The 25,183-nt window shown below is 49.5% G+C and carries 20 protein-coding genes and 1 pseudogene; 9 read left to right on the plus strand and 12 right to left on the minus strand.

The genetic code is table 11. The features are described from left to right. Window positions 1-34: 34 nt before the first annotated feature. From HII30_RS17645 to HII30_RS17670, 6 genes are all read right to left on the minus strand, one after another. Window positions 35-193 carry a hypothetical protein gene (locus HII30_RS17645; protein ID WP_246246608.1) on the minus strand — a complete coding sequence of 53 codons (159 nt, stop codon included), beginning with the start codon at window positions 191-193 and terminating at the stop codon, window positions 35-37. Between the two features lie 174 nt (window positions 194-367). Beyond that, window positions 368-1,432 (minus strand): SPFH domain-containing protein, encoded by a 1,065-nt coding sequence (locus HII30_RS17650; protein ID WP_169506367.1) that lies wholly within the window; start codon window positions 1,430-1,432, stop codon window positions 368-370. Window positions 1,433-1,458: 26 nt separating this feature from the next. Then, on the minus strand, window positions 1,459-2,325 hold the full coding sequence (locus tag HII30_RS17655) for a TPM domain-containing protein (RefSeq protein WP_211184671.1): 867 nt from the start codon (window positions 2,323-2,325) through the stop codon (window positions 1,459-1,461). A 5-nt stretch (window positions 2,326-2,330) separates the two neighbouring features. Further along, window positions 2,331-3,362: a TFIIB-type zinc ribbon-containing protein gene (locus HII30_RS17660; RefSeq protein WP_169506369.1), complete on the minus strand. Its 1,032-nt coding sequence runs from the start codon at window positions 3,360-3,362 to the stop codon at window positions 2,331-2,333. Between the two features lie 4 nt (window positions 3,363-3,366). Then, on the minus strand, window positions 3,367-4,005 hold the full coding sequence (locus HII30_RS17665) for a PspA/IM30 family protein (RefSeq protein WP_169506370.1): 639 nt from the start codon (window positions 4,003-4,005) through the stop codon (window positions 3,367-3,369). A 116-nt stretch (window positions 4,006-4,121) separates the two neighbouring features. Then, window positions 4,122-4,754: a hypothetical protein gene (locus tag HII30_RS17670; protein WP_169506371.1), complete on the minus strand. Its 633-nt coding sequence runs from the start codon at window positions 4,752-4,754 to the stop codon at window positions 4,122-4,124. Window positions 4,755-4,980: 226 nt separating this feature from the next. Between HII30_RS17670 and HII30_RS17675 the strand changes: the two genes are divergently transcribed. From HII30_RS17675 to HII30_RS17690, 4 genes are all read left to right on the plus strand, one after another. Further along, the gene (locus HII30_RS17675; protein WP_169506372.1) at window positions 4,981-7,266 is read left to right on the plus strand and encodes a helix-turn-helix domain-containing protein; all 2,286 of its coding nucleotides are present in this window, start codon (window positions 4,981-4,983) and stop codon (window positions 7,264-7,266) included. Between the two features lie 276 nt (window positions 7,267-7,542). Continuing rightward, on the plus strand, window positions 7,543-8,481 hold the full coding sequence (locus HII30_RS17680; RefSeq protein WP_343045125.1) for an ABC transporter permease: 939 nt from the start codon (window positions 7,543-7,545) through the stop codon (window positions 8,479-8,481). Continuing rightward, entirely contained in the window at window positions 8,475-9,410 is a 936-nt protein-coding gene (locus HII30_RS17685; RefSeq protein WP_246246610.1) for a carbohydrate ABC transporter permease, read from the plus strand. The genes HII30_RS17680 and HII30_RS17685 overlap by 7 nt, the downstream gene beginning before the upstream one ends. A gap of 43 nt (window positions 9,411-9,453) precedes the next feature. After that, window positions 9,454-11,103, plus strand: a complete 1,650-nt coding sequence (locus tag HII30_RS17690; protein ID WP_169506374.1) for an extracellular solute-binding protein — start codon at window positions 9,454-9,456, stop codon at window positions 11,101-11,103. 117 nt (window positions 11,104-11,220) lie between these two features. On the opposite strand, the gene HII30_RS17695 is transcribed toward HII30_RS17690, so the two are convergent. Continuing rightward, window positions 11,221-13,497, minus strand: coding sequence for a 5'-nucleotidase C-terminal domain-containing protein (locus HII30_RS17695; RefSeq protein ID WP_169506375.1), 2,277 nt, complete (start codon window positions 13,495-13,497; stop codon window positions 11,221-11,223). 249 nt (window positions 13,498-13,746) lie between these two features. Here HII30_RS17695 and HII30_RS17700 point away from each other — a divergent pair, with 249 nt between their 5' ends. Then, window positions 13,747-14,430, plus strand: coding sequence for a DUF421 domain-containing protein (locus HII30_RS17700; protein ID WP_211184673.1), 684 nt, complete (start codon window positions 13,747-13,749; stop codon window positions 14,428-14,430). On the opposite strand, the gene HII30_RS17705 is transcribed toward HII30_RS17700, so the two are convergent. The 5 genes and pseudogenes from HII30_RS17705 to HII30_RS17725 all read right to left on the minus strand — a co-directional run bounded on the left by HII30_RS17705 (window position 14,424) and on the right by HII30_RS17725 (window position 21,286). Next, window positions 14,424-16,058, minus strand: coding sequence for a response regulator (locus HII30_RS17705; protein ID WP_169506377.1), 1,635 nt, complete (start codon window positions 16,056-16,058; stop codon window positions 14,424-14,426). The two genes, HII30_RS17700 and HII30_RS17705, sit on opposite strands and share 7 nt — an antisense overlap. After that, window positions 16,036-17,745, minus strand: a complete 1,710-nt coding sequence (locus HII30_RS17710; protein WP_169506378.1) for a sensor histidine kinase — start codon at window positions 17,743-17,745, stop codon at window positions 16,036-16,038. Before HII30_RS17710 ends, HII30_RS17705 begins: the two co-directional genes overlap by 23 nt. Before the next feature lie 17 nt (window positions 17,746-17,762). Next, the gene (locus tag HII30_RS17715) at window positions 17,763-19,457 is read right to left on the minus strand and encodes an extracellular solute-binding protein (protein WP_169506379.1); all 1,695 of its coding nucleotides are present in this window, start codon (window positions 19,455-19,457) and stop codon (window positions 17,763-17,765) included. A gap of 25 nt (window positions 19,458-19,482) precedes the next feature. Continuing rightward, window positions 19,483-20,360: pseudogene (locus HII30_RS17720) on the minus strand (carbohydrate ABC transporter permease). Window positions 20,361-20,377: 17 nt separating this feature from the next. Further along, a complete protein-coding gene (locus tag HII30_RS17725; protein ID WP_246246627.1) occupies window positions 20,378-21,286 on the minus strand; it encodes an ABC transporter permease in 909 nt (302 codons plus the stop codon). 187 nt (window positions 21,287-21,473) lie between these two features. On the opposite strand from HII30_RS17725, the gene HII30_RS17730 reads away from it, so the two are divergent. The 4 genes from HII30_RS17730 to HII30_RS17745 all read left to right on the plus strand — a co-directional run bounded on the left by HII30_RS17730 (window position 21,474) and on the right by HII30_RS17745 (window position 25,099). Beyond that, complete coding sequence (locus tag HII30_RS17730) at window positions 21,474-22,460, plus strand: dimethylarginine dimethylaminohydrolase family protein (protein ID WP_246246637.1); 987 nt, start codon at window positions 21,474-21,476, stop codon at window positions 22,458-22,460. A 209-nt stretch (window positions 22,461-22,669) separates the two neighbouring features. Beyond that, window positions 22,670-23,398, plus strand: coding sequence for a hypothetical protein (locus HII30_RS17735; RefSeq protein WP_246246639.1), 729 nt, complete (start codon window positions 22,670-22,672; stop codon window positions 23,396-23,398). Between the two features lie 92 nt (window positions 23,399-23,490). Then, complete coding sequence (locus tag HII30_RS17740) at window positions 23,491-23,667, plus strand: hypothetical protein (RefSeq protein WP_169506380.1); 177 nt, start codon at window positions 23,491-23,493, stop codon at window positions 23,665-23,667. Window positions 23,668-23,836: 169 nt separating this feature from the next. Beyond that, window positions 23,837-25,099, plus strand: coding sequence for a copper amine oxidase N-terminal domain-containing protein (locus tag HII30_RS17745; RefSeq protein WP_169506381.1), 1,263 nt, complete (start codon window positions 23,837-23,839; stop codon window positions 25,097-25,099). Window positions 25,100-25,183 lie beyond the last annotated feature (84 nt).

A 25,183-nucleotide genomic window follows, 5' to 3' on the forward strand; every position in this document is an offset into this window, starting at 1 on the left:
ACCCTCGGGCCGATTCCCATGAAAATACCTGCCTTTATTTGCGGCGATGCTTGGTGATCCGGGTGTACATGATAAGTGCAGTAATCATCATCGCTATAAAACCAAGGCTTTCTGCATTTTCTCGATTCATTCCGAACAGCATACACAGATTTGTAACCAGGCTGTTCGTTAAAACCGCCGTCAAGATCAGCATGATCGGCCGCCACACGTTATACCTTTTCATCTTCTTAAGACCCACTCCCGACTGAAACCTTCTAGCATGGTTTGAATTCAGTGCCATTATATCATAAAAAGGGTGCGCTTACATTGCAGGGCCACCTCATGCTGGTGGCTTTCAGTGAAAATCAGATTGACTATGGATCGATACTCAGCCCAATTTCTGGCCGCAGTTCGGACAGAAATTGGCCCCTTCATTTCGGGCACCGCAGTTCGGGCAGAAATTCGGCTTCTTGGAGCCTTCACCGGCATCGGATGAGGCAGAAGACCCTCCAGATGATCCCTGCTGTCCCTGCCCGCCTGCAGAGGACCCTTCTTGCTGTCCTTGTCCGCTCGGAGATTGGCCCTGCTGCTGTTGATTCTGCTGCTGACCCTGGTTCATGTTCTTCATCATTTCTTGAGCCATATTCATGCCCATCATCATACCAGCCATGTCGGAAGCTGCACCGCCACCCTGTACCTTGCCGGAGGCAATCCCGTCGGTCATGCTGACCTGCTGGTATTTCTGCAGATTGCCGATCATCTCATGGGAAGCAGTCTTGGTGATCATGTCCTGGATTTCCTTCGGATAATTAAAGCTCATGACCTGGAAGCCTGTAATGGTAATCCCGTTATCCATAAGCTCCATATCCAGATCCTCGCGGATTCCCCGGGCAATATCGGATGCATTGGCCTGGAGATTGAACATATCCTTACCCTCACGGCTGATCCACTTCATGAGCAGCTGATCCAGTACCGAGGTAATGCGGATTTTGACATCCTCCACCAGATAGCTGTTCTTCACGCCAGCAATTTTATCAATCAGGGTTACATAATCGCTGACTTTAAAGTTAAATGTGCCGTTGGCACGGATTGGCATACCGCCTGGAAGCTGCGGAGTCGGAATCAGCACCGGATTCTGTGTTCCCCAGCGGACCGTGAATTCCTTCGTGTTCACAAACAGCACTTCTACACGCATTCCGCTATTGAACCCGAACTTGAACCCCTTCAGAGTAGACAGAAACGGGATAATATCCGATTCGATATTGAAGGTGCCGTCCTCTTCAAACACGCCTTCAATCTTGCCGTTATTTATGAAGATAGCATCCTGTCCCGGACGTATAACCAGCTTACTCCCTTTCTTGATTTCCCGATTGCTCCACTTCCAGAAGATCATATCATCTCTAAATTCTTCCCATTCCACCACATTAGCAAATTGATTCCTGAAAAATCCCATGATTGTATTACCCCTTTCTATGCTTGCTAGAATGAACCCCGGCTGCCGCTGTGCGAATGACCACCTCTTGTGGTACCGCCTCCGCCGCCCGAGCCGCCATTGTTCTTTGGAATTTTCGTTTTCGTTACGGTCGTCCGTAAATATTGGTCCCGGCGGTCCACAACACTGCTCGTACTCTGATCTTCGTAAGTACGTCCATTGACCGTGACACGTCCGCCTGACCGGTAGGCCATAAATCCGACGACGGCTGCCCCGATGGCTGCCGAAATCCCCAGCTGGAACCATACGTTAAACAATATATTGTCCGGGTTCACATTGGAATTGCTGCCGCCTGAGTAATTACCATTTCCGGTTCCAGGGTTCGAGCTGTAGCCCGTGCCGTTACCAGAGTCCCGGTTCTCATTAGGATCGATGTCGAGATAACGATGCGCTTCCCGGATATATGTTTCAAACGCATCTGCGTAATTACCCTCTGACAAGTCGGGCGTAATCGTGCTGCGAATCTGGTCCAGGCGGCTGTCGTCCAAATACTCCATCGCTTTATAAAATCCGATCAAATCCACCTCGCGGTTTCGCATATCCATCGTTAGAATAACGGTGTTCCCATGAGGCTTATCGTAACCCGGTGCCTGTTCATCATAGAAATCCTGCGTGTACCTCCTCACATCCTGATTCTCCGGGTTATCCGTCGTCAGAATCATAATGTCCGTTTCCCGTTCAGCCCCCAGCTCATTGGCAAGGGTACTTAAGCGCTCATATTCGCTGAAATCCAGCAAACCCGCTTCATCAAAAATGAGCTGCTTATTCTGTACCGGATCAGCCGGCTCTGCCATGACGGCAGCAGGCAGCGCCAAAACAAGCACCATCAGCAGCAGGGTTACAATTTTTCGCATACGTATCACCAGAATCCACCCCCCATACTCCAGGAAACCAGCTTCAGGGAGAAGAAGGAGACTCCGGCTATTCCCGTAAACCAGGCTGCGACCTTGGCTTTGCTGATCGGCGGCTTCCCGACCACCTTGCCGGTCTGGCCGTTCATGGCAAAGGTGTGTTCCTTGTCTTTGAAATCATAATAAACCATCCATACCGGAAGAAGCACATAATCCGCCTGTTTCATGGTTGTATCGATCTGTTTGCCGCTGTAGCTGACACTGGTATATCCTGATACCGTTGAGGCAATATAGGAATCAATATAGCCGCTGATCTTGTCTTTCGCCCTCGGGAGCAGCTCCCGTTCGTCATAGCTGTATTTTTCCGCGATGTAGCCGGCAAGATAAGGTGTTTTGAATCCTTTAAGCTCTTCATAAGGAAAAGGTTCTAACTTATCCATCAGCTCATCGTCCATTTTCTTCGCTGCATCTACCGGCAGCTTGACATAGTTCAGCCGGATTTTGCGGTACACATCATAATGCTGGGTTTCCGTATACCGGTAATCGCCACGGGTATAGGTTCTCACCTTTGTGGCCCGGGCATGAACCTCGACCCGGTTATGTAAATCGTAGAGCCAGAAAGGCACGTACATCCCGGTGATGCTCTTGATCCGGTCTGCCGTCATAAATCCGCGCGGCGTCAGGAGGCCTTTGCGGCACCATTTTTGAAATGCAGTCTCCGCCTCCTGCTTGCTGATGGCAAAAGGTATGACCTGCGCAGGTGCCAGCTTCCCGGAAATCCGGTCGCCAAGCACGACCGCCGAGCCGCAAAAGCTGCAGTTCGTCGCACTCGTCTGGCTGTCTGTGATCAGCACCGCTCCACAGCTGGTGCACTGATATTCCTTCGCTTCATCCTCCGTAAATACCTGCTGGGTAAGGGGATCCTGAATCGTCTCAATATTGTCTTGTCTTCCGCAGCTGGGGCAGGACAGCATCCCTGAGGTGCTGTCAAAATTCATACTGCTGCCGCAGTTAGGACATTTATATTCAATAACGGGCATGACTTCACCTCAATTGCTCTGTACTGTTATGGGTCTGCTTCTTCAATTCTTCGAACAACTCATCCAGATCCGGCTCCTGGCTTCCGGCTCTCAGTTCTGCCATCGCTTCAGCTTCATACAAGGCGAGATCCGCTTTCTCCTCCATCGCGTCAAAAGCCGAGCTTGCGGCTCCTGTGGAGCCGGCTGCACTCTTCTGCTGCAGCTTGGCCGCAGCCATCCTGCTCTTTACTCTGGCATGGCGTGCCTCCAGATCGCGGACATCAGCTACCAGCTTTTCCTGAAGCTTTCTCATGTTTTCGGCATTAGCAGAAGCCTTATTGTAAGCCTCCTGAAGCTGTGCCAACTTCTGCTCCTGCTCTGCTTTCCGATCCAGAAACCTCAGCGCATTCTGCTCATTGCCTCCCTGTACAGACTTCTCGGCATAATTCTGAAGCTTCATGATCTCGGCTCTGCAATCGTCCAAGGCTCTCTTGGCCCTGCGCTCTTGTGCAAGCACCGCAGCCGCCACGGCTTTAATCTGGCCCAAATCGCTGCTCAATCTCTGCATATATTCCCGGACAGCCTTCTCCGGATCCTCCGCCTTGTCCATGACAGCATGAAAATTGCTTGCCATCAAATCTCTGAATCGTGATAAGATTCCCATGATGATGAACTCCCTTCCTTCCCGATCAAACGACATACTTTTATAATACTTGAAAACCACGCCCGAGGTTTCACTTCAATTCAAACCCGGCTTCCCTGAACCACTTCTTCGCCTGTCTATGCTGTGTTCACCCGGTGCCTTGTGAGCCAGAGATAAATCAGCAGACCGACAATCGGCAGCATTCCAAGACAGGCGATCATCGCCGAATAAGGCTGCCGCTTGGGATCCCGATAGATCCCGTACACCGACAATAGAACCAGAATGATAAAATCAATACTCATGACATGCACAAACTGGGAGGAGGAAAAAGCTTCTCCATATGCCTGCAGGTCACCCATGAACAAACCATAACCGATCACAGCGAGGGTTCCGAGCATGAGCAGCACCAGGAACACTCCGGAACGTGCCAGCTTCAGCACCCAATGAGGCGCACGGCTTTGTCTGTAGGTCAGATCCTGGTCACGTTTCAAAATATAATACGGTATCAGCGCAAATGCGCCCAGCCCGAAGGCAGCCAAGGAGAACGGCCAAGCCGGAACATTGCCGTTGTCACTGCGCAGCAGCAGGCAGGCGAATGCCACCGGAAACAGACCAAGCAGTGAGAACATCGCCATCAGTGAAGCTTCATTAGATTGAAGGGTCACCAGATCCATAAACAACGGATCATCCCCGCTCCGTGCTCCCGGTGCCAGCCATAACGCATAACCAATAAAAGAAAACCACACGACAAGCCACAGTAAACGAGACATCTACAGCCCTCCTTTTCTTCTATTTTATATTTTATATAGGATACATGAAGATTCCACCCGCAGTGACTTCCCAGGTTTTTTAATCTTTTAAACCACACAGCCCTGTTCCAACCCGCCCATATATTTTCATAAAAATAAAAATCTGCTTTCAGCCTGAACAATTGCACGTATAATAAAACTCAGAATACTTGGTTAACGCTTACATAAGTGGAAGGGGGATTTGCTTATGAGCCGGTTCTCAAAGGTGTTTCGCCGATTCCTGACTTCATACTTGCTGATTCTGATGATTCCCAGTCTGGCCGGGCATTTGTCTTACCGGGCGGCGATGGATGTGTCTGTGTCCAGTTCTATTGAAAGCAGCCTCTCGACATTGAAGCAGAGCAAGGAGATTCTTGAGCGCAGACTCATCGAAGTAGAAGGCTTCACCAAGCAGCTTGCCATAAACCAGGATTTGAACAAACTGATGATCGGCAAGGAGGCAGAACGGCCAGCCCAGGTGTATGATTTGTGGAAAATGGCCCGTGACCTCAGTACATACAGCCAGACCAACGATTATCTTCAAAATTTTTACGTCTACTTTCATCAAAGTGATGTCATTCTTACCCCAGGCAGTGTGTACTATCGGCCTCATCATTTTTACCAGATTCACCACTTTGACGGTTTGACCTATGAAGATTGGAAACAGGATGTTTTGATAACCAGTCATACCAGTGATATTTTACCGATGCGTTCCTTCACCCGCAACAAGGTGCCTTATAAAGCACTGGCCCTTGTTCAGTCCCTCCCTCTCAACAGCTTCAATAAACCCAAAGCTACCGTGGTCGTTCTCATTGAGGAGAACAAAATCGCCAGTCAGCTCCAGGTGATGTCGAACCAGTACGGCGGTTGGGCATTCATCAAAGACAACGAAGGCCGCACCCTGGTCAACAGCGGGATCGAAATGTCTGCCATTTCCGAGCTCAAGGGTATTCCGACCGGTGAAGATGGTGACATCAGCCGGATGGAAGACGGCACCCTGAAGCTGTCCATCGTCTCAGACCTGACAGGCTGGGTGTATACAGCAGGCATTCCGGAACAGGCGCTTTTGGTGAAAGCGAACCGCATCAAACATGTGACCTGGATCGTCACCTCCGCCGCTCTGGCCGCAGGTCTCCTGGCCGGGCTGCTGTTCGCGTACCGCAACAGCGTTCCGATCCATCGTCTTCTCCGCGTGGTGAAAGATCATGTGGGAGCGGATACGTCGAAGTCGCGCAACGAGTTTGACTTTCTGGCAGGCAATTTCACAACATTGATTACAGACAACAGGAAACTGGAACAGGAGCTGAATGAACAGCTGCCCCTGCTTCAGGATGCCTTTATCAAGCGTCTGCTGACAGGTGACTTCCAGTCTTCTCAAGAGATGGAGGCCGTATCGGCACAAACCGGCATCGAGCTGGACCATCAGCCAGGATATGCCTGCCTGCTTCGGCTGAGCGGCTATGGCGGTGTAAACAGCGAAGAGATCGTCCAGGAGCTTCGTGTCGGCCGCTATGTGATTAAACAGGCGCTAAAGAAACTGGATGACCGAATCTTGGCCACCGATTTCGGATCCGATAAACTTGCCCTGCTGCTTCCCGCAGGCATGACGGAAGAAGAAGGAACCGGCAGCAGTTTTGACCGCATCTGCAAGGAATTCCTGCACGATGCCTATGAGCGCTATCGTCTATCTATGGATGCCGGCATCGGGGGGCGTTTCACTTCCGTCCGGGATATCAGCCGTTCCTTTGAAGAAGCACAGCAGGCACTTGCCTATGCCGCGCCGCATAAGGAGAGCCGCATTATCTGGTTCTCGGAAGCAAACCGGGAAGCGGCGATGTATTATTACCCGCTAGATTCGGAACAGCGGATGATTAATGTGTTACGAGCCGGGGAGGCCGAAGAAGGCAAACGGCTGCTCAATCAGCTGCTGGAGCGGAACTTCACGGAACGGGAATTGTCGCTCGATATGAGGCAGCAGTTCGTTACAGAGCTGAAGGGAACACTGTTAAAGCTCATGGATCAGAAGGATTTCACCGATGCTTTCGCAGAGCAGGTACGTCATGCTGTAGGAAAAATTCAGCCGGCTGATGACATGACAATGTTAAAAAAATCCATTGAATCCGTAATCGATGAAATCTGCGGATATGTTGACTGCCGCAAAACGATCCGCGAACAGGAAACGGTGCAGGAGGTCATGGATGTTATCCATAAGCTGTACGGGATGCCGGACCTGTCGTTGTACATGATCGCAGAAGAGGTCGGCAAGCCGGAAAAGTACATCTCTTCCCTGTTCAAAGAACATCAGGGCGAGAATCTGTTTGATGTCGTCGAGCGGATCCGGATGAACCACGCTCAACACCTGCTTGGAGACAACCAGCTGACCATCGATGAAATCGCAGGGCTTGTCGGATATAACAGCGCCCATTCTTTCCGGCGCGCCTTCAAACGGGTGTGCGGCGTAACACCCAGTGTGTTTAGACAATCGTTACATTAGTCATCCTGTCCCCTGGTCAACACCGCCGATTCATGCGGTCTCCTGCCAGGGGATTTGCTTGTCCCTGTATAGGGGCAGACTCACATTTTTCGGGCAGCCGCAAAAAAATGAACACCTGAAAAAAACCAGTCATATCAAGCCTTCACACAAGATTGCATCATCCATTGTACGGTATCAGAAGAGGTGTACCTTTACGGTTCAGCCCCAAAAAATCTATGATAACGGCAATAAAGAAAGCGTTATCAATATGATGTGGCTCTACATGTATAAGGGGGGATTTTTCTGAAATCTGAAAGAGCATCGGTTCAATGGCTGCTTGCCCGCCGAAGCTTGAAAAGGCATTGGCAGCTGTACCTGCTGATCATTCCGCCAGTCCTTTATTTTCTCATTTTCAAGTACATTCCTATGGCAAACACGATTCTTGCATTCAAGTCGTACAACGTAACACAGGGCATCTGGGGAAGTCAATGGGCAGGAACGAAGTATTTTGAAATGTTCTTTAACAATCCTGCATTCTTCACCTTAATCAAAAACACGCTGGTCATCTCCTTCTACCAGTTGGCTGTCGGATTTCCGATTCCGATTCTGTTAGCACTCGCACTCCATGAAGTCCGCAATGCCAGGTTCAAAAAAACCGTACAGCTCATTACCTATGCACCTTATTTCATCTCGACCGTCGTTATGGTGTCTATGATCATTCTTTTCCTGTCGCCCCGGCTTGGCCTGGTCAATACCGTGACTGAGGCTCTCGGGCTGGAGGCTGTCAACTATTTAGGCAAGCCAGGCTGGTTCCGCTCGATCTATGTATTCTCGGACGTTTGGCAGACCGCCGGCTATTCCGCTGTCATTTATCTGGCCGCTCTGGCCGGGGTCGATCCTTCTCTGTATGAAGCAGCCAAGGTAGACGGGGCTTCCCGGCTCCAAAAGATCCGGAACGTAGACCTTCCGGGCATTATGCCTGCTGCGGTCATTATTCTCATACTCAGTGTCGGCAACATCATGGCGATCGGTTTCGAGAAAATGTATCTGCTGCAAAATCCGCTGAATCTGGCTACATCCGAGATCATTTCCACCTATGTGTACAAAATCGGGCTGCTGCAGTCCAATTACAGCTTTGCTACAGCGGTCGGCCTGTTCAATTCTGTCATCAATCTCATCCTGCTGCTGTTCGTGAACGCGATGGCCCGCCGGGTATCGGACACCAGTCTATGGTAAAAGCAGACCACAACGTGGAGGTGCATAAACGTATGCAGGTCGAACGAAGAACCATTCGCGAACCGCTTGGAGACAGGGTTTTTATGACGATTCTCTACATACTAATGACCCTGGTAACCCTGGCTGTCCTGTACCCGCTGATCTATATTGTCAGCTCTTCTTTCAGCAGCCCTTCTGCCGTCAGCTCCGGGCAGGTCTGGCTGTGGCCCGTAGACCCGTCGATCGACGGCTATCGTACCGTATTCCGGAACGATCAAGTGCTCACCGGCTACATGAACTCGGCATTTTATGCCATTGTCGGCACAGCTATAAGCGTTACACTTACGGTCATGATTGCATATCCGCTCTCTAAAAAAACCTTCTACGGCCGCGGTCCCATCATGATGTTCATCACATTTACCATGCTGTTTACGGGCGGGCTGATTCCGACCTATATGGTTGTGAAGGCGCTTGGGCTGATTGACACCCGATGGGCGCTGCTGCTGCCGAATGCTATTTTTGTGTGGCAGGTGATCATTGCCCGTACGTTCTTCCAGGCTTCCATTCCACAGGAGCTGAACGAGGCCGCAGAAATCGACGGCTGCAGCGACCTGAAGTTTATATCCAGTGTCATTATCCCGCTCTCCAAGCCCATCCTTGCGGTACTCGCGCTTGTGTATGCGGTGGCCCAGTGGAACGCCTATTTCGATGCCCTGATCTATCTGAAGAGCCAGTCCCTGTTTCCGCTGCAGCTGATTCTTCGTAGCATACTGATTATGGGCAATGCCACAGGCACAATCGACGCGTCAGAGATGGCCAGGCGCACCGAACTGGTAAACTTGATGAAATATTCCCTGATCGTCGTTGCCAGTCTTCCCGTCATCGCCATCTATCCGTTTGTACAGCGGTATTTCGTACAGGGAATGCTGATCGGTTCAGTCAAGGGATGATCTACTTCTCATATACTAATTCACGACAAGGGAGCGATTTGTGATGGTAAAGAAAAGCTTTCGAATGCTGACAGGGCTGCTGATTATAGCTATGCTCGCAGCTGGATGCAGCAGTGGAAATAATGATGCCAAGCAGCCTACAGAGGGTACAGGCTCGAACGGAACCACAAAGATTAGTGTGTTCGCGCATCAGGGGACCGATCAGGATCTGTCCACCAACCAGTTTACCAAGGCCCTGGAAGACAAGTTCAATATCCAGCTGAACTGGACGACCGTTCCTTTTGACGGCGCCGCCGAGAAGCGGCAGATTTCCTTGGCGAGCGGTGACTATCCCGATATGTATCTGCTTATTCCCTGGGTGGACCGGTTCTCGCAGACCGATCTGTTGAAGTTCGGGCAGCAGGGCGTTATTCTTCCGCTGAATGATCTGATCGACCAGCATGCACCGAACATTAAAAAAGCGCTGGACAGCAATGATTATTACAAAGCGATGAATACCGCACCGGATGGAAACATTTACGGCTTGACCCAGTTGAACGAATGCTACCACTGTTCCTATCAGAACAAGCTGTGGCTGAATACGACATGGTTGAAGAAGCTGGGACTTTCCGAGCCGACAACGACCGAAGAATTCAAAGAAGTCCTGAAAGCCTTCAAAACCCAGGATCCCAATGCCAACGGAAAAGCAGACGAGGTTCCGCTCAGCGGTTCCATCGAAACCTGGGGAACACACATCGTTCCTTTCCTGATGAACGGATTTATTTACAACGACGACAAAAGTTATCTGATGCTGAACGATGGCAAAGTCGATCTTGCTGCCAATAAGCCGGAATGGAAGGAAGGACTATCTTATATCAAGTCATTGTATGACGAAGGCCTGATTGATGAAGGAGCCTTCACCCAAAATGCAGAGGCGTTAAAAAAGATCGGTAACAATGCCGGCACTCAGCTGCTTGGCGCCGCCGCCGCAGGACACCCTGCCATTTTTGTAGATACCGGTGCGGATGCTCCTCAGGGTAAAGATTTCAACCCTATCGCTCCACTAAGCGGCCCGCATGCTTCCAATGCTACGTTTAACTTCCCGGTAGATCCCGGAGCCACATTCGTGCTGACCAACAAAGCCAGTGAAGAAGTGAAAGTCGCAGCGATCCAAATGCTCGATTACATTTACACCGAGGAAGGCCAGCTGCTTGGCAACTATGGTGAAGAAAATGTGGATTGGCGGAGACCCAAAGATGGCGACGTCCCGATCAATGAAAATGCAGCGCCGGTCTTCGCGACCATTCCAGGCAAACCGGGCGATCCGTCGCGCAACAGTGCCTGGGGCTCTCTCGCCCAGTACAATCACAACCGTGCCTTCCGCGATGGATGGATACAGGGAACCGAGATTTACACCGGTGAGGGGTATGAACGCCGGCTGCAGGAGGCGACGACGCTGTATGACGGCAAGGAACCGGAAGAGGTATTTCCGCTGTGGGCGATCTGGACTGACCCCGCTGCAGCAGACGAGATGGGCATGATGCAGACGAACATCAAGGACTATATTGATCAGAGCACACTGCAGTTCATTACAGGCGGCAAAAGCCTCGACAAGGACTGGGAGGATTATGTGGCCGGGCTGGAGGGACTGAATCTGCAGGGTTACCTTGATCAGCTGCAGAAAGCTTATGATGCCTCTTCGCTCAAAAAGTAAAAGGCTGCTCCAGCTTCAAGTGTGACCCGGAACATATGAAGAACCCCTCTATCTGCTGGCAGTGGAAGGACTGCCGGCAGATAGAGGGGTTCTTTACTCATACCCGTGATTCTTTAATTAAGACACCCGGTCTAAAATCCGGGACATGATAACAGCAGCCTGGGCACGGCTCGCCATCCCTTTCGGAGCGAGCTTCCCTTCTGCCACACCGCCAAGAATTCCGGCGCTGATCAGCTGGGCGAACGATACTTCAGCATAGGAAGTGATCTCGCCTCTATCGGCAAAACCTTTCAGCTCAACATCCTTGTCAATGGTGGACAGCACGTCTTTCCCCTGCAGAGCATTGGCTGCCATGATGGCCATTTCCTCACGGGTGATCTCACGGCCCGGTTCAAACCGGCCGTTCCCGCTGCCGTTCACCCATCCTGCGTTTGCTGCGATTGATACGGCCTCTGCGTACCAGCTGCCTGCTTCCACATCTTTAAACACGCTCGATGTCCCGCTGCCCGTCTCATTCAGCACACGCACCAGCATTGCCGCGAATTCGGCACGCGAAATGTTTCTTTCAGGCGCATACTGATCCTTGCTGACTCCCTTAATGAACCCTTGGGAGAACAGTTTCTGGATCGCCGGTTGTGCCCACACGACCCCGTCCAGGTCCGTGAATACGGCCTCAGGCTGAGGCTGCGGGTTCGGGCCCGGATTCGGCTGCTCCGGTGCTGCAGGGTTGTTCGTAATCCGCCCTTCAATACCCGCCTTGATCTCGCCGCCCTTGAATGTATTCACGATGTAGTCATAGAATACATCCAGATCAATCGGTCCGGGCACCGATTCTTTGGCTTCTGTCAGCACTTTATAGTTATCGCCGCCGGCAGCCATGAAGTTATTGACCACCGCTGTATATTCCTGCTTCGGAGAGATCGGTGTACCGTCCGCCTTGGCCAGGCTAATAATTCGCTGTTCGATCGGCAGGGACAGGTTTGCCGTATATTTCATTCCTGAAATCTGCAGGGTTTTGGTATCCGCCGTGCCATCCGCCTTCACGCCCCACTGCTGCTTCAGCAGGGTCCTGATCTGCTCGCCCGTCAGGGTCAGCTTCACCAGCGTATTGCCGAACGGCTGGATCTTGGCAATATCTCCAAACGTTACGTCCCCTTTCGGAAGATCTGCACGGATACCGCCGGGATTCATGAAAGCAAAATCTGCCGGGCCCTCACCGTCTTCAAAATCAGCACTGCGCATGGCGTCAGCGATCAGGTTGCCCAGTGCGGATTCTTGATTATACGCATCCGTCCGGGTGATGCTGCCGTCCGTCGTTCCGATCGGCTGTGTCAGTTCCGGGTGTTTCTCCAGATATTTGTTCACCAATGCCACGGTGTCTGCATCCGGGGTAACCCCTTCATGGAACGTGGTGGTGACGACAGCCGACTTGCTCTTGACATCATGGGTTACAGGATCAATAACCAGCTTGATGTCTTCAAAAGCCGTTCCGTAGGAGTAAGCCTGAACGACCAGCTTGCCGTTCACTTCTCCATTCGCGTAGCCGTGATTGTCGCCGGCAACAATCACGTCAATCGGGGAATTCGCCGGAAGCGCTCTGGCCAGATCTGCTGCCTCGCCTGTCGTTTCCCCTTCCCGGGTAGTGGCCGGGTCATGGGCAAGCACAATGATACTCTCCACGCCCTGCTGCTGAAGCTCTTTCGCATAGCCTTCCACCGCTTGCACTTCCTCCTCCGCGGTCAGGAATCGTACGCCCGCGGTTCCGGCAGGTGAAACCTTACTTGGGGTGGACTTGGTGACCAGACCGATAAATCCGATCTTGATACCGCCAACTTCTTTAATGGTATAAGGATCAATGATGGGCTTGCCTGTCTTTTCGTCCACGACGTTGGCATTGACATAATTAAAATCGACACCGTCATGAGTCACTTTCTCATTCTTCGGATCAACGCCGCCTTTCAACTGGGCCATCAGCGCTTCAACACCCTGATCAAACTCGTGGTTGCCCAGCGAGCCTACATCAAAGCCCATCATATTCATCCATTCCAGTGTAGGCTTATCCCGTTCGAGAGAGGAGATCGGTGCCGATGCGCCCACAGCGTCTCCGTTATGAAAGAGCAGGCTGTGCTTGTATTTGGCACGCGCCTCTTTCAGATATGCTGCCAGAATGGCTGCCGTGCCGGCTGGCTTGTCGCTGACCGTCGATATAGTATCCAGCTGGCCGTGAAGGTCGTTGATGCCCAGCAGATGAACCTCAATATCCTCTGCCGAATTCGCCGCTGCGGGTGCCGCTGCTGCCGTTCCACCCAAAGCTCCTCCTAGCACCTGCACAGAGAGTAAAGCTGATGTCAGCAAGGAAGCCACCGGCTTTTTCCAATCCAATTTCCATCCCATAAATGAGTAGATACCTCCTGAGCATTGGTCATTTCGCTGAGAGTATAGCACAGCTCACGGCACGAAAATCTTTCGTTTTATCAACACAATGCTAGATTTGTGTAAAATACTAACTTATGGTCGTATGAAGGAACAAGCTTCTTTCCGACTATAGTTCATGGGCAGCAAGGTTCATTCTTTCCTGGTTAAAGTCGGCAGATAACAGCAATACTACCCAAAACAGGAAAGGATGGAGACACTGCTGTGGAGATGATGAAGGACTACGGACTTATATTGGGCAGGATCGTCACAATTTTCCCTTTGATGCTCATCATTACCTTGTTTATGGGAAGACGTTCGATCGGAGAGCTGCCTGTTTTTGACTATCTGATCATATTGGCGCTCGGAGCCGTTGTAGGTGCTGACATTGCAGACCCCCAGATTCATCATCTTCCCACGGCTTTTGCCATTATCATGATCGGAATCTTCCAGAAAATATTCTCTTATGCCGTGATTCGTTTCCGCAAGTTCGGCAAACGGGTAACCTTTGAACCGATCATTGTCATCCATAATGGAAAGCTGATCTACCGCAATATTAAAAAAGCCAGATACACCATCGAAAATATCCTGCAGATGCTGCGTCAAAGTCAGGTATTCAACCTGTCCATCGTCGATTTAGCCGTGATCGAACCAAACGGTGAGCTGAGCATTTTGGAGAAATCAAACGCAGCCAGCTCCTCCTCCGTTGTATATCCCGTCATTCGGGAGGGCCAGATACAAAGCCATGTCCTGCCCTTCTTCCACCTGAAAGAGCAGTGGATCCACGACCAGCTGCGGCATAAAGATGTAAAGCTGAACGAAATTTTTCTCGCCACGTTGGATGATCAGCTTCATCTGCACATCACCCGCTATACCGAGCAGGGACATGGTCATCTGCCGCCGCTCTATCAGTAAGCATCATGAGAACAAGCTGCAATCTTTTCCCGATAATCCTGTGGTGTCATGCCAAACTGTTCTTTGAACACCTTAATAAAATATTGAGAATTGGCATACCCAAGCTGCTCGGATATCTCATACACTTTCGCATCCGAATCTTTCAACTGGATCAGAGCCTGCTCCATTTTAACTTGATAAATATATTCGCTGATGCTGACCCCGATCACTTGCTTGAACAGCTTGGATACATAGGATGGATGAAGAGAAACATGATCTGCAGCAGACTGAAGACTGGTATTGGCATAGCTGTGATCTATAAAATTGCGGATTTCCTCGACCACTTTCTGCTGGTTCGACCGCGTATCGGTTTCAAGCTTGTCTCTTAACATGTCAGCGAGCTCTTCTCCCCACCCGATTAGCTGGTCCAGCGAGCGGAATGAGGATTTCTGCATCCGTTCATATCCAACTAAATCAGACAAAAGCTTTTGATTCTTATGAGCAATATAATGAAAGGAAGCCAGGAACAAACTTCGAATCTCCTCGAAATATTCTGCATTGTAACCGGATAAGCTGTCGCATTCCTCCTGAATACGATGAAGCCGTTCCTTGTAGGCGTGCCATTGCCCAGTCTCCAGCAGATGAATAAGCGAAGGCGACTCATACAATATTCTCAAGGGCTGCACAGAGGTTTTGTGAGGCTTGCCGGCAACAGATAAAAAATAACCTTGGCGATTGCCCACCTGCTGCCTTAGAGCGTACACTGCATCTTCATACATGACCCGAACTTCCTGAGGAAATACGCCCGGATACGATAAAACGACAGAAATGCCTCCCTTTAAATATTCATTGACATTATAATGCAGCTGCTCGGCCTTTTGGTTCAGCCTCTTCATCACGCTGTCCTTATCCAGGACCTCCTCTTCCTCCTTATGTTTGAGAACAAACACTAAATATTCATAAGGATCACGGCACTGCCAGATTTCAAAGCTATCCCTGAATATCTCTTCTGCAATATTAATGACAGCGTATTCAAACAGCGTCTGGCTATCTGATCCATAACTCGTAAAACGTTCTTCCAAACGAACCAGAATCAAATAAATGCCTTCCTGCTCACGAATCGAAATCTGATAGCTCGACAGTTTTTCCATCAATTCACCAGCAGCATACTTTTTTCCCTGGATTAACTCACATAGCAGCTTGTCCTTCAACAGGGGCAGATGCTCACGGAAGGCAAGCTTGGCACGATCTAATGATGCAGACAAGCTCAGCTCTTCCTGGATTTTCAGTATCGTGGATTGTAGTGCGGACCGCAGCTTACTCTGGTCCAGAGGTTTAAGCAGGTACTCCAGCACTCCATTTTTAAGTGCTTCTACCGCATATTCAAAGTCAGAGTAACCCGTAAGTAAGATGAACTTCGTTTTGGGATAATTTTCTTTTGTGAAATTAACCAGTTCCAGTCCACTCATGCCCGGCATCGCAATATCTGTAATCAGGATATCCACAGGAACCTTTTGAAGGATCTGCATGGCCTGATATCCGGAATAAGCTTTATGAACGGTACCGATTCCAAACTCCGTCCACGGAAAAGCCACTTGAAGATCGTCCACAACATAATGTTCATCATCAACCAGCAGGATTTGCAGCATGTACCATCTCTCCTTTCTCAATATGAATCCGGTAGCAGGTTCCTTTTGACGGTACGGATTCAATAAGGAGTCCTGAATTATTCCCATAGTACAGGCGAAGCCGCTGATGTACGTTACGGACCCCGGTTCCGTTCATTCCCTCTTTGGGCACAACATCGTCCATATGCCTCTGAACTTCCAGCTGCTTTTCTTCTGACATCCCCACACCGTTATCTGCAATCATAATTTGAAAGCCAGTCTGGGTATGTTCAGCTCTTATAGAGACGATACCCGGCTGAATGCCAGGCTCAATGCCATGTTTCACACAGTTCTCAACAAGAGGCTGCAGAATCATCCTCGGCACCTGCTGACTATAGAGGCTCTTCGGAATATCGATTTCAAAAGCGATCTCCCGCTTGCGCAGCTGCACGATCGACAGAAAGTGCTCTACAAATGTCACTTCGTCCAGCAGCGTAGAATCAATCAGCTCAATCTTGTGAATGTACCGGCAGTATGAGCCCAGATGAAGCGTCATGGCGGTGACCGAACGATAATCCATCACGCTGGCCTTGCTTTGTATATAATTCAGACAGTTGAATAAAAAGTGCGGATTGATCTGTGCCTGATACTGCTTCAGTTTGGCCTCCTTCACCTCGATTTCCGACACCAGTACCTGCTCGATCAGCCTCTGGGTATTCTCGGCCATCTGGTTAAATGAGTTGCCGAGCATCAGGAACTCATTAGAGTCCAGGCTGACGACACGGCTGGACAAGTCACCCCGGTCAAAGCGGTTGATGGCTTTCCGCAGTGCATGAATGGGCTTCTGAACCTGTTTTCGCAGCAGCAGCGTATAAAAGGACAAACCGACCAATACAATCAATACTGCATAGATGAAATATTGATTGTTGCGGAAGATCAGCCGGGTGTACTGGCTCTTTGGGTGATAATCGAGAAAATAAAGATCCATCATTTCCGATTTCATATAATTGACTAGATAATCCGTTCCTTGATCTGTAAGTTCAAAGGAGCCGCTCTCACCGGTGATTCTAGCTGCAATCTCCTGGTATGAATGTTGATCCAGATGAGGTTCTTTATCGATAAAGGTTTGTCCCTCAGCATCGTAAAGTAATGGAATGCCGGAGTTGTACTGCCGCAGCATTTTTTTCAAGTTTTCCACAGAAATTCGAACTTCGATCAGCAGTGCACTGAGATGGCTGGGCATAATGTAAGAATAATATCCGCTTCCATCGTCTTCCATATGAATCGTCCACTCATTGTACTTGGAGTCTGGAAGCTTAAATGTGCTGAACGAAAAGGAATTCGCAGAAGAGACCATTTGTTTTTCCTCAAGATAGTATAGAATCACCGTGTTGTTCCATGATGTAGAGGCTGTGTTTAAAGACAGCTTGTCCATAATCGAGAGCTTCATTTTATAACGCGAATATTTATCTCCCGACTTTAAGATGAACGGATATTCACGGACCGATGAATCTTGGGAAATGGTCATGGTGTTCATAAGCACCTGTTCAAATTGAGTGGACAGCTGGGAGGTCATAAAACGCACATCATTCATTTTATTTTTATTAATTTCGGACTGAATCGCCTTGGTGTTCAAATGATAAATGAACCAGAAAGCGATAACAAAAACCGCCACAATAAGAAGGAGAAAGAACAGAAGTTTCTGAAAAATGGACAGTTTTGTAATCATGATTATTCCTCCTGGCTTTACTTTTGAACCGATTGATACCAGGCGTTAACTTCTTCCGTCATTTGATCCCCACCTGTGGATTTCCATTTTTCCACAAAGGTATCGAATTCGTCGATCGAAGCCTGACCATAGATAATTTTGTTCAACACTTCTTTCTCCAGCCTGGTGAGCATATCTCCGCGTGCCAGCTGGGTTTTGGTAGGTGCTCCTGTAAACATTTCAGGCATGACCGTATCTTTCTGATCAATAACAATCTTGGCGGCTCGAAGCTGTTCAGGAATCCGCTTTGCCAAATTTTTCTCATACTGGTTGGCCGGCTCTGCGCCTTCAGCGAGCTTAGCTAATGTATTCATTGCCAAATTCGGTATAATGGCACCGTCAAAGGTCAGTGAATACCGAATGGCATCGACCCAACCCCCCGGAATTTTATCGCTCTGCGCTTCTTGATATATCTCCCCGCTTGGTCCAATATCATAATCGTACCCTTTGGCAAAACCATGGGGAAACGTCGTGCTTTCCGGATTAGCCCAATGATCAAACAGGTAGTTCTGATACACAAAAAACGCATCTTTATGCTTCATATCCTTGTTAATCAATATGGCACCGCTGCTGATCGAGGTACCGTGGCGTCCGATGGTCCCATCCGGACCAGCAGGAAGAGGATATGCTCTATATTTGGCGTCCGGCACGTTTCTCTGCAGATCAGGAAGCGGCCAGCCTGTCATCCAGTACGGACCGACAATGATGCCCGATTTCCCTGCTGTGAAGGCCTCCGTCGCTTTCGTTTCATCATACAGCCCAGCTTCGCTGGAAATGTACCCCTTTTCCATCCACTCCTGCATTTTCAGAAGCGCAGGTTTCATCTCTGGTTGAACAGAACCATAGACAAGCTGATTGTCCTCCGTCTTGTTCCATTGATTTGGCATAGCTCCGTACATTCCAAAGATCCAGCCCGATTCTGACATCCACGTGTTCAAATCATTCTTGAAGCCAACGGACAGTCCTGTCGTATCGTTCTCGCCGTTACCATCAGGATCCTGATGGGTGAAAGCGTCCATGACCGTCTCGAGTTCTGTCATATTCGTGGGGGCGTTCAAGTTCAGCTTCCTCAGCCAATCTTCTCTAATATACATCACCGGATCATTATTGAAGGCGTTTTCCAAAATCGGAAGGCCCATTCTTTTATCGTCTCTCATCAAAGGATTCCAGACTGTAGGATCTTCTGCCACTGCACTCTTATAGATGTCAGATGCATACTTGTCAAACAATACTCCGGCATCGGTAAACTGACCGGTGTCAATCAAATCGGATATCAGTGCAGCATCGCCTCGAAAGGCCACAATATCAGGCATTTTCTCACCAGCCGTCAGCATCAGCCGCAGCTTGGTTTCATAGGCGTTGTTCTGTTCGCTTACCGTCCACAAGTATTCGATATCGATACCCAGTGTTTCTTTTGCCCACCGGGTGTGCACGTTGTCTTCGATATTTTCTCCATTCTTGAACTTCATGTTGCTGGAAACGGGGAACACCGTTGATATCGTGACCGGCTCCGTATATTTACCGTCTTCGAAAGGAGCCGAGTAAAAACTCTCTTCCTCCACATCCTTCTCTTTCGGGGGATCTTCACTGTCTCCGGTACAGCCGGTCAAGGCGCTTGACAGCATCAATGAACTCAATAATGCCAGCAGCGTGCTTCTTATGTTTATTGCCATGTTTTTCACCCCCTCATAAAACAAGTTATTCTTTTACAGCTCCAAGCACAATCCCTTTTACGAAAAATCTTTGCAGGAACGGATACAGAAGTAAAATCGGAGCCATGCCTATGAAAATCTGGGCCGCTTTCACCGTTCGTTGAGAAATGTTCTCCAGATCCTCCGGCCGGACCGAAACTTTACTGAAATCCTGCTGCACAATAACGGTCTGCAGGTACGTGGCCAGCGGGTAATTCTCGTGATTTGTCATGAACAGCAGGCCGTCAAACCATGAGTTCCAATGTCCGACCAAAGTGAACAAGGAGAGCGTGGCCAGTGCCGGAGTAGAAATGGGCAGATACACACGAATCAGTGTTCGGATGTGACCTGCACCGTCGATCAGAGACGCTTCTTCCATCTCCTTGGGAATCCCCCTGAAGAAGTTAAGGAGAAGAATCATATTCCATACCGAAACCGCGCCAGGGAGAATCAACACCCAAAGCGTATTCAGCATGTCCAAATTCCGAAGCAATATATAATACGGGACTAAGCCGCCGCTAAACAGCATCGTGAACACAAAGTACCAAATGTACATATTTCGTCGTTTGAAGCTGCTGGTTTCCTTGGATAAGGGATATGCTGCAAAAACAACCACCAGCATTCCGAACACCGTGCCTATGACCGTCCGCTGCAGGGTCACCCAGATGGACCTCAGGAAATTACCATTAGCGATGGTTGTAACATAAGCGTCCAGCGTAAAGTCGATTGGCCACAGTTTGACCAGGTTCGCACTTGCTGCCGCCTTGCCGCTGAACGAAACGGCCAGAATATGAATGAAGGGAAGATACATACCAGCGATACTGCAATCATAAACACATAGTTCAATACCGTAAATGCTTTGTAAGAAGTTGTTTTATGATACACACCCCGTTGGCCTCCTTCTAGAAGATGCGGTAATTCGCCAATTTATAGGCCATACGGTAAGCCATAACGATAAGAACAAGGCTGACGATCGATTTAAACAGACCTACAGCTGTAGAGAAACTGAACTTCCCGCCTATAATTCCATACCGGTAAACAAACGTATCAATAATATCGCCTTTATCAAAGACGAGAGCATTGTACAAATTGAAGATTTGATCAAAGCCTCCGTTCAAAATACTGCCGAGAGCAAGAGTGCCGACCACGATCGTAATCGGGAGCATGGAGGGCATGGTGATGGCCCAGGTCTGCTGCCACCTGCCAGCTCCGTCTGCTTCTGCCGCCTCATAGAGCGAAGGATTGATGCCTGCGAGTGCTGCCAGAAAGACGATGGTGTTAAAGCCAAATTCCTTCCATACATCACTGACCACGACGACAAAACGAAACCAGTCTCCGTCCCCCATGAAGAAGATCGGCTTCATTCCAAAGACGCTGGTCAACGTTTGATTTACAAGTCCTCCATTCTGGGCAAGGAGATCGATCAGGATCCCTCCCACAAGAACCCAGGACAGAAAATGCGGCATATATACGATCGTTTGAACCATTCTTCTAAAAAATATCCTTCTGATTTCATTCAAAAGAAGTGCAAATATAAAGGGAACGATCAGATTGGCGGCCATCTTCATTCCCGCAATGATAAGCGTATTCCAGATAAGCTGAATGTTCTCCGGGATGCTGAACAAAAACTCAAAATGGTCCAGTCCGATCCACTGAGATCCTGTCATTCCCAATGCCGGCTTGTAATTTTGAAAAGCCATAACCAGACCGGCCATTGGAATGTAAGAAAAGATGAGTGTCAAAATCAGGGCTGGCGCCAGCATGATATCGAGGATGATCGTCTTTTTCCACTTCGAAACTTTCATTCTCATGTATCCCTTCTGGCAGCTAACCCTTGTTATCTCTTCTGTAAACCTATCTTACCGCTGTCCTGAAGGACGATACACGACAAAATGAAAGCATAGATAACAATTCTATAGCATGGAGAACGGTTAAAGCGCCGGCTCCTTAGTCATACTAACGGTTGAATAACTCGAACTACAGCAAAGGAGCACGGAAATGATGCATGAAAGCTTCTCTTATATGTCCCGCACCCTGGTGACTGAACCGTTTCATGACAAAAAACTGTTGGAATCGATCTGGGGCAAAACCTGGGGGATTACCAATCCGGTTGGTAAAGTCAAACAAATCCTGATGCACCGCCCCGGCAGCGAAGTAAATAGGCTGGAGAAATACAGTGCTCAAATTGAATCCGGTCCGATGCTCCTGAATCAGATCAAGGGTAATTTCAGCATCAACAGCATGCCGCAATCCCCTGATCTGGAGCGATTACAGCAGCAGCATGATGCGCTGGCCGATGCGCTTCGAAAGGAAGGCGCAGAAATCATATACCTGGAGGATCATGAAAATGCCTGGCCTGAAATGATGTTCACAAGGGATTTAGGCATGGTCGTGCCGGGAGGAGTCATATTATCCAGGTTCGCGCTTTATATCCGTTATGGAGAGACACGGCTGGCGGCTCAGAAAATCAGTGAAGCCGGAATGCCTATACTCGGCATGGTTCAGGGTATGGGATTTGCAGAGGGAGGCAGCTTCACAATGCTCGACCCCCAGACGGCTGTCGTGGGTACATCGGAGCGTGTGAACGCAGCAGGTGTAGATCAAATCCGGCAAATCCTGTCCTTTCAAGGAATCAGGCTGATCGCGGTCGATCTTCCTGCATCCATCATCCATCTGGATGAGGCATTCCTCATGGTCGATCAACAGAAAGCACTCGTTAACATATCCTTGCTGCCGTTCTGGTTCATTGATGAGCTGCACAGCCGGGACATCGAATTACTGCATGTCGATCCGCGGGACCCGGTACTTACGATTAACGGCATTGCTGCATCACCGGGAAGAGTAATATGTGCGAGCGGCGGGTCTTATACCATCGACCTGCTGTCGAAGAATGGCGTGGAAGTGATTCCTGTAGACATTTCCGAAATCGTGAAAATGGGCGGAGGCATTCACTGCTGTACGCTGCCACTGGAACGCAAGGGTTAAAGCCTGCATTGCCGTACAGCGTGCTGTTGAGCGCATCTACTTTAAACATCCCTTGAGCTGGCGCTGGATAGGCCGGCTTTAAGGGATGTTTTCTGTTTTCTGTGTACTGGCATTATCAGCATCGCCTATGAAATCCTTCAGTGTCACATCTAGGCAAACACACATAAGCTGGGTTAAGTTTAAATTTGCCGATGAAGGAGTTCGTCACGATGAGCCATGCGAAAATAAAAGCCCGCGCCAAGCAGGCCCCTTTGAAGAAGCTTCCCCCTCTCGCCCGGATTAAAGAGTTTCCTGCTGCACAGCTTCATCATGCATCATCGCTGCATCAAGCCAGCAGATCATCCGCCGTAAAACCAACAAGTGCTGCTTATGATGAATGCATCGACCGTGCCTTTCGGATTCCGATCTTCCTGAGCACCGCGAATTCCCTGAACACGCTGCAGCAGCAATTTTTTGACCGGCTGGTTCAGGAAATTGAAGATGCGCTGCTGTTTCCGCGCACCCTGCCGCAAAGCGAGCAGTATCCCGAAACGGTGCTGACCAACATCCGGCGTCTGGTGATCTCCAGCTATGGCATGCTGGCCATTAACTTTCGGAGATTTTTCGTCCAGATTCTCGAAGCGAATGTCGGACAGCCGCCGACCACGACGCCATTCTGGCAGGGATCGACCTTCTCCCAGATCGAACCGTCGATGGCATTTCAATTCGGCCTTCCCATCCTGCTGGTACGGGAAAGCGGCACAGATACCAACAATGGCGTCTGGGCCGGCGGTATTGCGCCGCTGAACATTTTCGTAGAGTGGAACTCTGACAGCCAAACGGTGGATGAATTTTTCAGCTCTGTGCAGTGGAGAGAAGTGTTTGCCAATTGGACGGCCGAAGTGCGGAACAACTACTATCTACGAACAGAACCTCAATTCAGCCTGCAGATGCAGTAATACGTATCATCTACAGACAGAAGGAATAACCTTACCACAGCCGGTACATAATACAATTCACAACCAATTCCAGCCGTGAGGGGGACTTCCATTTGGACAATAATCATCCCGACAAAAATTTGGTCAACACTGTTAAAGACCTGGAGACTGAACCTGTGAACAGCCTCGATGCCCAACAGCAGCAGCAAGCCCATAATGACCGACGAAAGCAATCCCAGCATGACAGCAACGGCAAGTACAAAGAGAGTGAAAAAGATAACTATAAGTAGGGAAGTAAGCCCGCTTTCGGGCTTATTTTTTTTATTTTCTCAGTCATATAGGTCCCAGGTATCGTTTCATGAAATTTATTCCTATTGACCCTGTTTCAAAACCCGGAATTCGTATAAGTTCTTACTATAGCGATTTTCAGTTCTTAAATGCTGATTATAAGGAGGAAATATGAAAACAGAGACACTGAAGGGAAACACAAGCTTTATCCGTCTAGCCGTTGGTATGGTCTTACTGCTTATGCTCGGCGCCATTCTGGCCTCCCATAATGCCGGTGCTGCCAGCGCTAAACCGATCGAGGTCAAGTATGATGAGAAAAAACTGAGTTTCACGCCGGATCCGATACTCGATAAGGGGACGACACTGGTTCCATTTCGCCCGCTGTTTGAGGGCATGGGCATGTCCGTAAAGTGGGATAAAACAAAACAGACCGTGACCGGCACCAAGGATGGGCTGAACATCGTCCTGAGGATCAACAGCAAGCAAGCTACAGTCAACGGAAAGACGATTCAATTAAGTCTCGCTCCGGAGATTCGTAATGGGAGTACGCTGGTTCCATTGCGCTTTGTCGGCGAATCCACAGGTGCGTACGTCGCCTGGAATCCGTACGCACCCGAGATTTTGATCTATTCGGATCACTTTTTCAAATCAAACGGTGTAACGAAAGAACAAGTCCGAAAAGCCTTCGAGGACCATCTGGCAAAAATCAAAGCACAAGTCGAAGCAGAAAAGGCAGCTAATACAACGGTCAAAGTACCCGCCGCCCCCAAAGGAAGCGGTGTTTACAAGCCAGCGTCTTCTAACTCGGTAGATCTTAACAATCTTCAAGGGATGTACTATGGATTTCGCCCGGACTACGACGGCTCCGAGTGCGGGGGCATGTGCTGGGATATATACACCTTCCTCCCTGGCAAGAAAATTGTAACAGGCCAACCTGCCAATGGCGGTCCCGAGACTATAAACTGCACCAAGGACACCTGCCGCAGCTACACCATCAGCGGAAATAAGCTATCCATTCAGGGCGGCTCCACCCATACTATTAAAAAAGTGAATGGCAGGCTGGTTATCGATGACATCGAGCTGGAAGCCGTCAAACCGGTGAAGAACGATCAGAAGTTGTCGGGAACCTACACCTACAGAGGCTTCTCGGGTCTGATCGGTATCTCGGGAGGCGCCACCTCATGGAGCACAACGATCACATTCAAAGCGGACGGCACCTTTGAGAGCGATCATATGATGATTGGCTCGGTTAACGGCGGCGCGCCGACAACCGGAGCTTCAGGCTCCTCCACCAGCGGCTCCTACAGAATTACCGGCAACACCATTGTCCTGGCCTACCGGGACAAGACCGTAGAGAATGAGCTGTTCTTCATCCAGGATGGAGCTTCAGCGAGCGAGATCCAGATCGGCGAGAACTACTTCAGAACAGAGTGAAAGCTAAGCGACCAGCAGTGGTCGCTTTTTTTTTCGCGACAATATACCCCTGATTACAGTACAAAAACAGACAACTTTTGTCAC

The sequence above is a fragment of the Paenibacillus lemnae genome (assembly GCF_012933385.1).
GTDB classification, from domain to species: Bacteria; Bacillota; Bacilli; order Paenibacillales; family Paenibacillaceae; genus Paenibacillus_AQ; species Paenibacillus_AQ lemnae.

Bases quoted from the DNA above. Each gene is read 5' to 3' on its own strand.
- HII30_RS17645 (WP_246246608.1), bottom strand. From the start codon at position 193: ATGCTGATCTTGACGGCGGTTTTAACGAACAGCCTGGTTACAAATCTG.
- HII30_RS17650 (WP_169506367.1), bottom strand. From the start codon at position 1,432: ATGGGATTTTTCAGGAATCAATTTGCTAATGTGGTGGAATGGGAAGAA.
- HII30_RS17655 (WP_211184671.1), bottom strand. From the start codon at position 2,325: ATGCGAAAAATTGTAACCCTGCTGCTGATGGTGCTTGTTTTGGCGCTG.
- HII30_RS17660 (WP_169506369.1), bottom strand. From the start codon at position 3,362: ATGCCCGTTATTGAATATAAATGTCCTAACTGCGGCAGCAGTATGAAT.
- HII30_RS17665 (WP_169506370.1), bottom strand. From the start codon at position 4,005: ATGGGAATCTTATCACGATTCAGAGATTTGATGGCAAGCAATTTTCAT.
- HII30_RS17670 (WP_169506371.1), bottom strand. From the start codon at position 4,754: ATGTCTCGTTTACTGTGGCTTGTCGTGTGGTTTTCTTTTATTGGTTAT.
- HII30_RS17675 (WP_169506372.1), top strand. From the start codon at position 4,981: ATGAGCCGGTTCTCAAAGGTGTTTCGCCGATTCCTGACTTCATACTTG.
- HII30_RS17685 (WP_246246610.1), top strand. From the start codon at position 8,475: ATGGTAAAAGCAGACCACAACGTGGAGGTGCATAAACGTATGCAGGTC.
- HII30_RS17690 (WP_169506374.1), top strand. From the start codon at position 9,454: ATGGTAAAGAAAAGCTTTCGAATGCTGACAGGGCTGCTGATTATAGCT.
- HII30_RS17695 (WP_169506375.1), bottom strand. From the start codon at position 13,497: ATGGGATGGAAATTGGATTGGAAAAAGCCGGTGGCTTCCTTGCTGACA.
- HII30_RS17700 (WP_211184673.1), top strand. From the start codon at position 13,747: ATGATGAAGGACTACGGACTTATATTGGGCAGGATCGTCACAATTTTC.
- HII30_RS17705 (WP_169506377.1), bottom strand. From the start codon at position 16,058: ATGCTGCAAATCCTGCTGGTTGATGATGAACATTATGTTGTGGACGAT.
- HII30_RS17710 (WP_169506378.1), bottom strand. From the start codon at position 17,745: ATGATTACAAAACTGTCCATTTTTCAGAAACTTCTGTTCTTTCTCCTT.
- HII30_RS17715 (WP_169506379.1), bottom strand. From the start codon at position 19,457: ATGGCAATAAACATAAGAAGCACGCTGCTGGCATTATTGAGTTCATTG.
- HII30_RS17725 (WP_246246627.1), bottom strand. From the start codon at position 21,286: ATGAGAATGAAAGTTTCGAAGTGGAAAAAGACGATCATCCTCGATATC.
- HII30_RS17730 (WP_246246637.1), top strand. From the start codon at position 21,474: ATGATGCATGAAAGCTTCTCTTATATGTCCCGCACCCTGGTGACTGAA.
- HII30_RS17735 (WP_246246639.1), top strand. From the start codon at position 22,670: ATGAGCCATGCGAAAATAAAAGCCCGCGCCAAGCAGGCCCCTTTGAAG.
- HII30_RS17745 (WP_169506381.1), top strand. From the start codon at position 23,837: ATGAAAACAGAGACACTGAAGGGAAACACAAGCTTTATCCGTCTAGCC.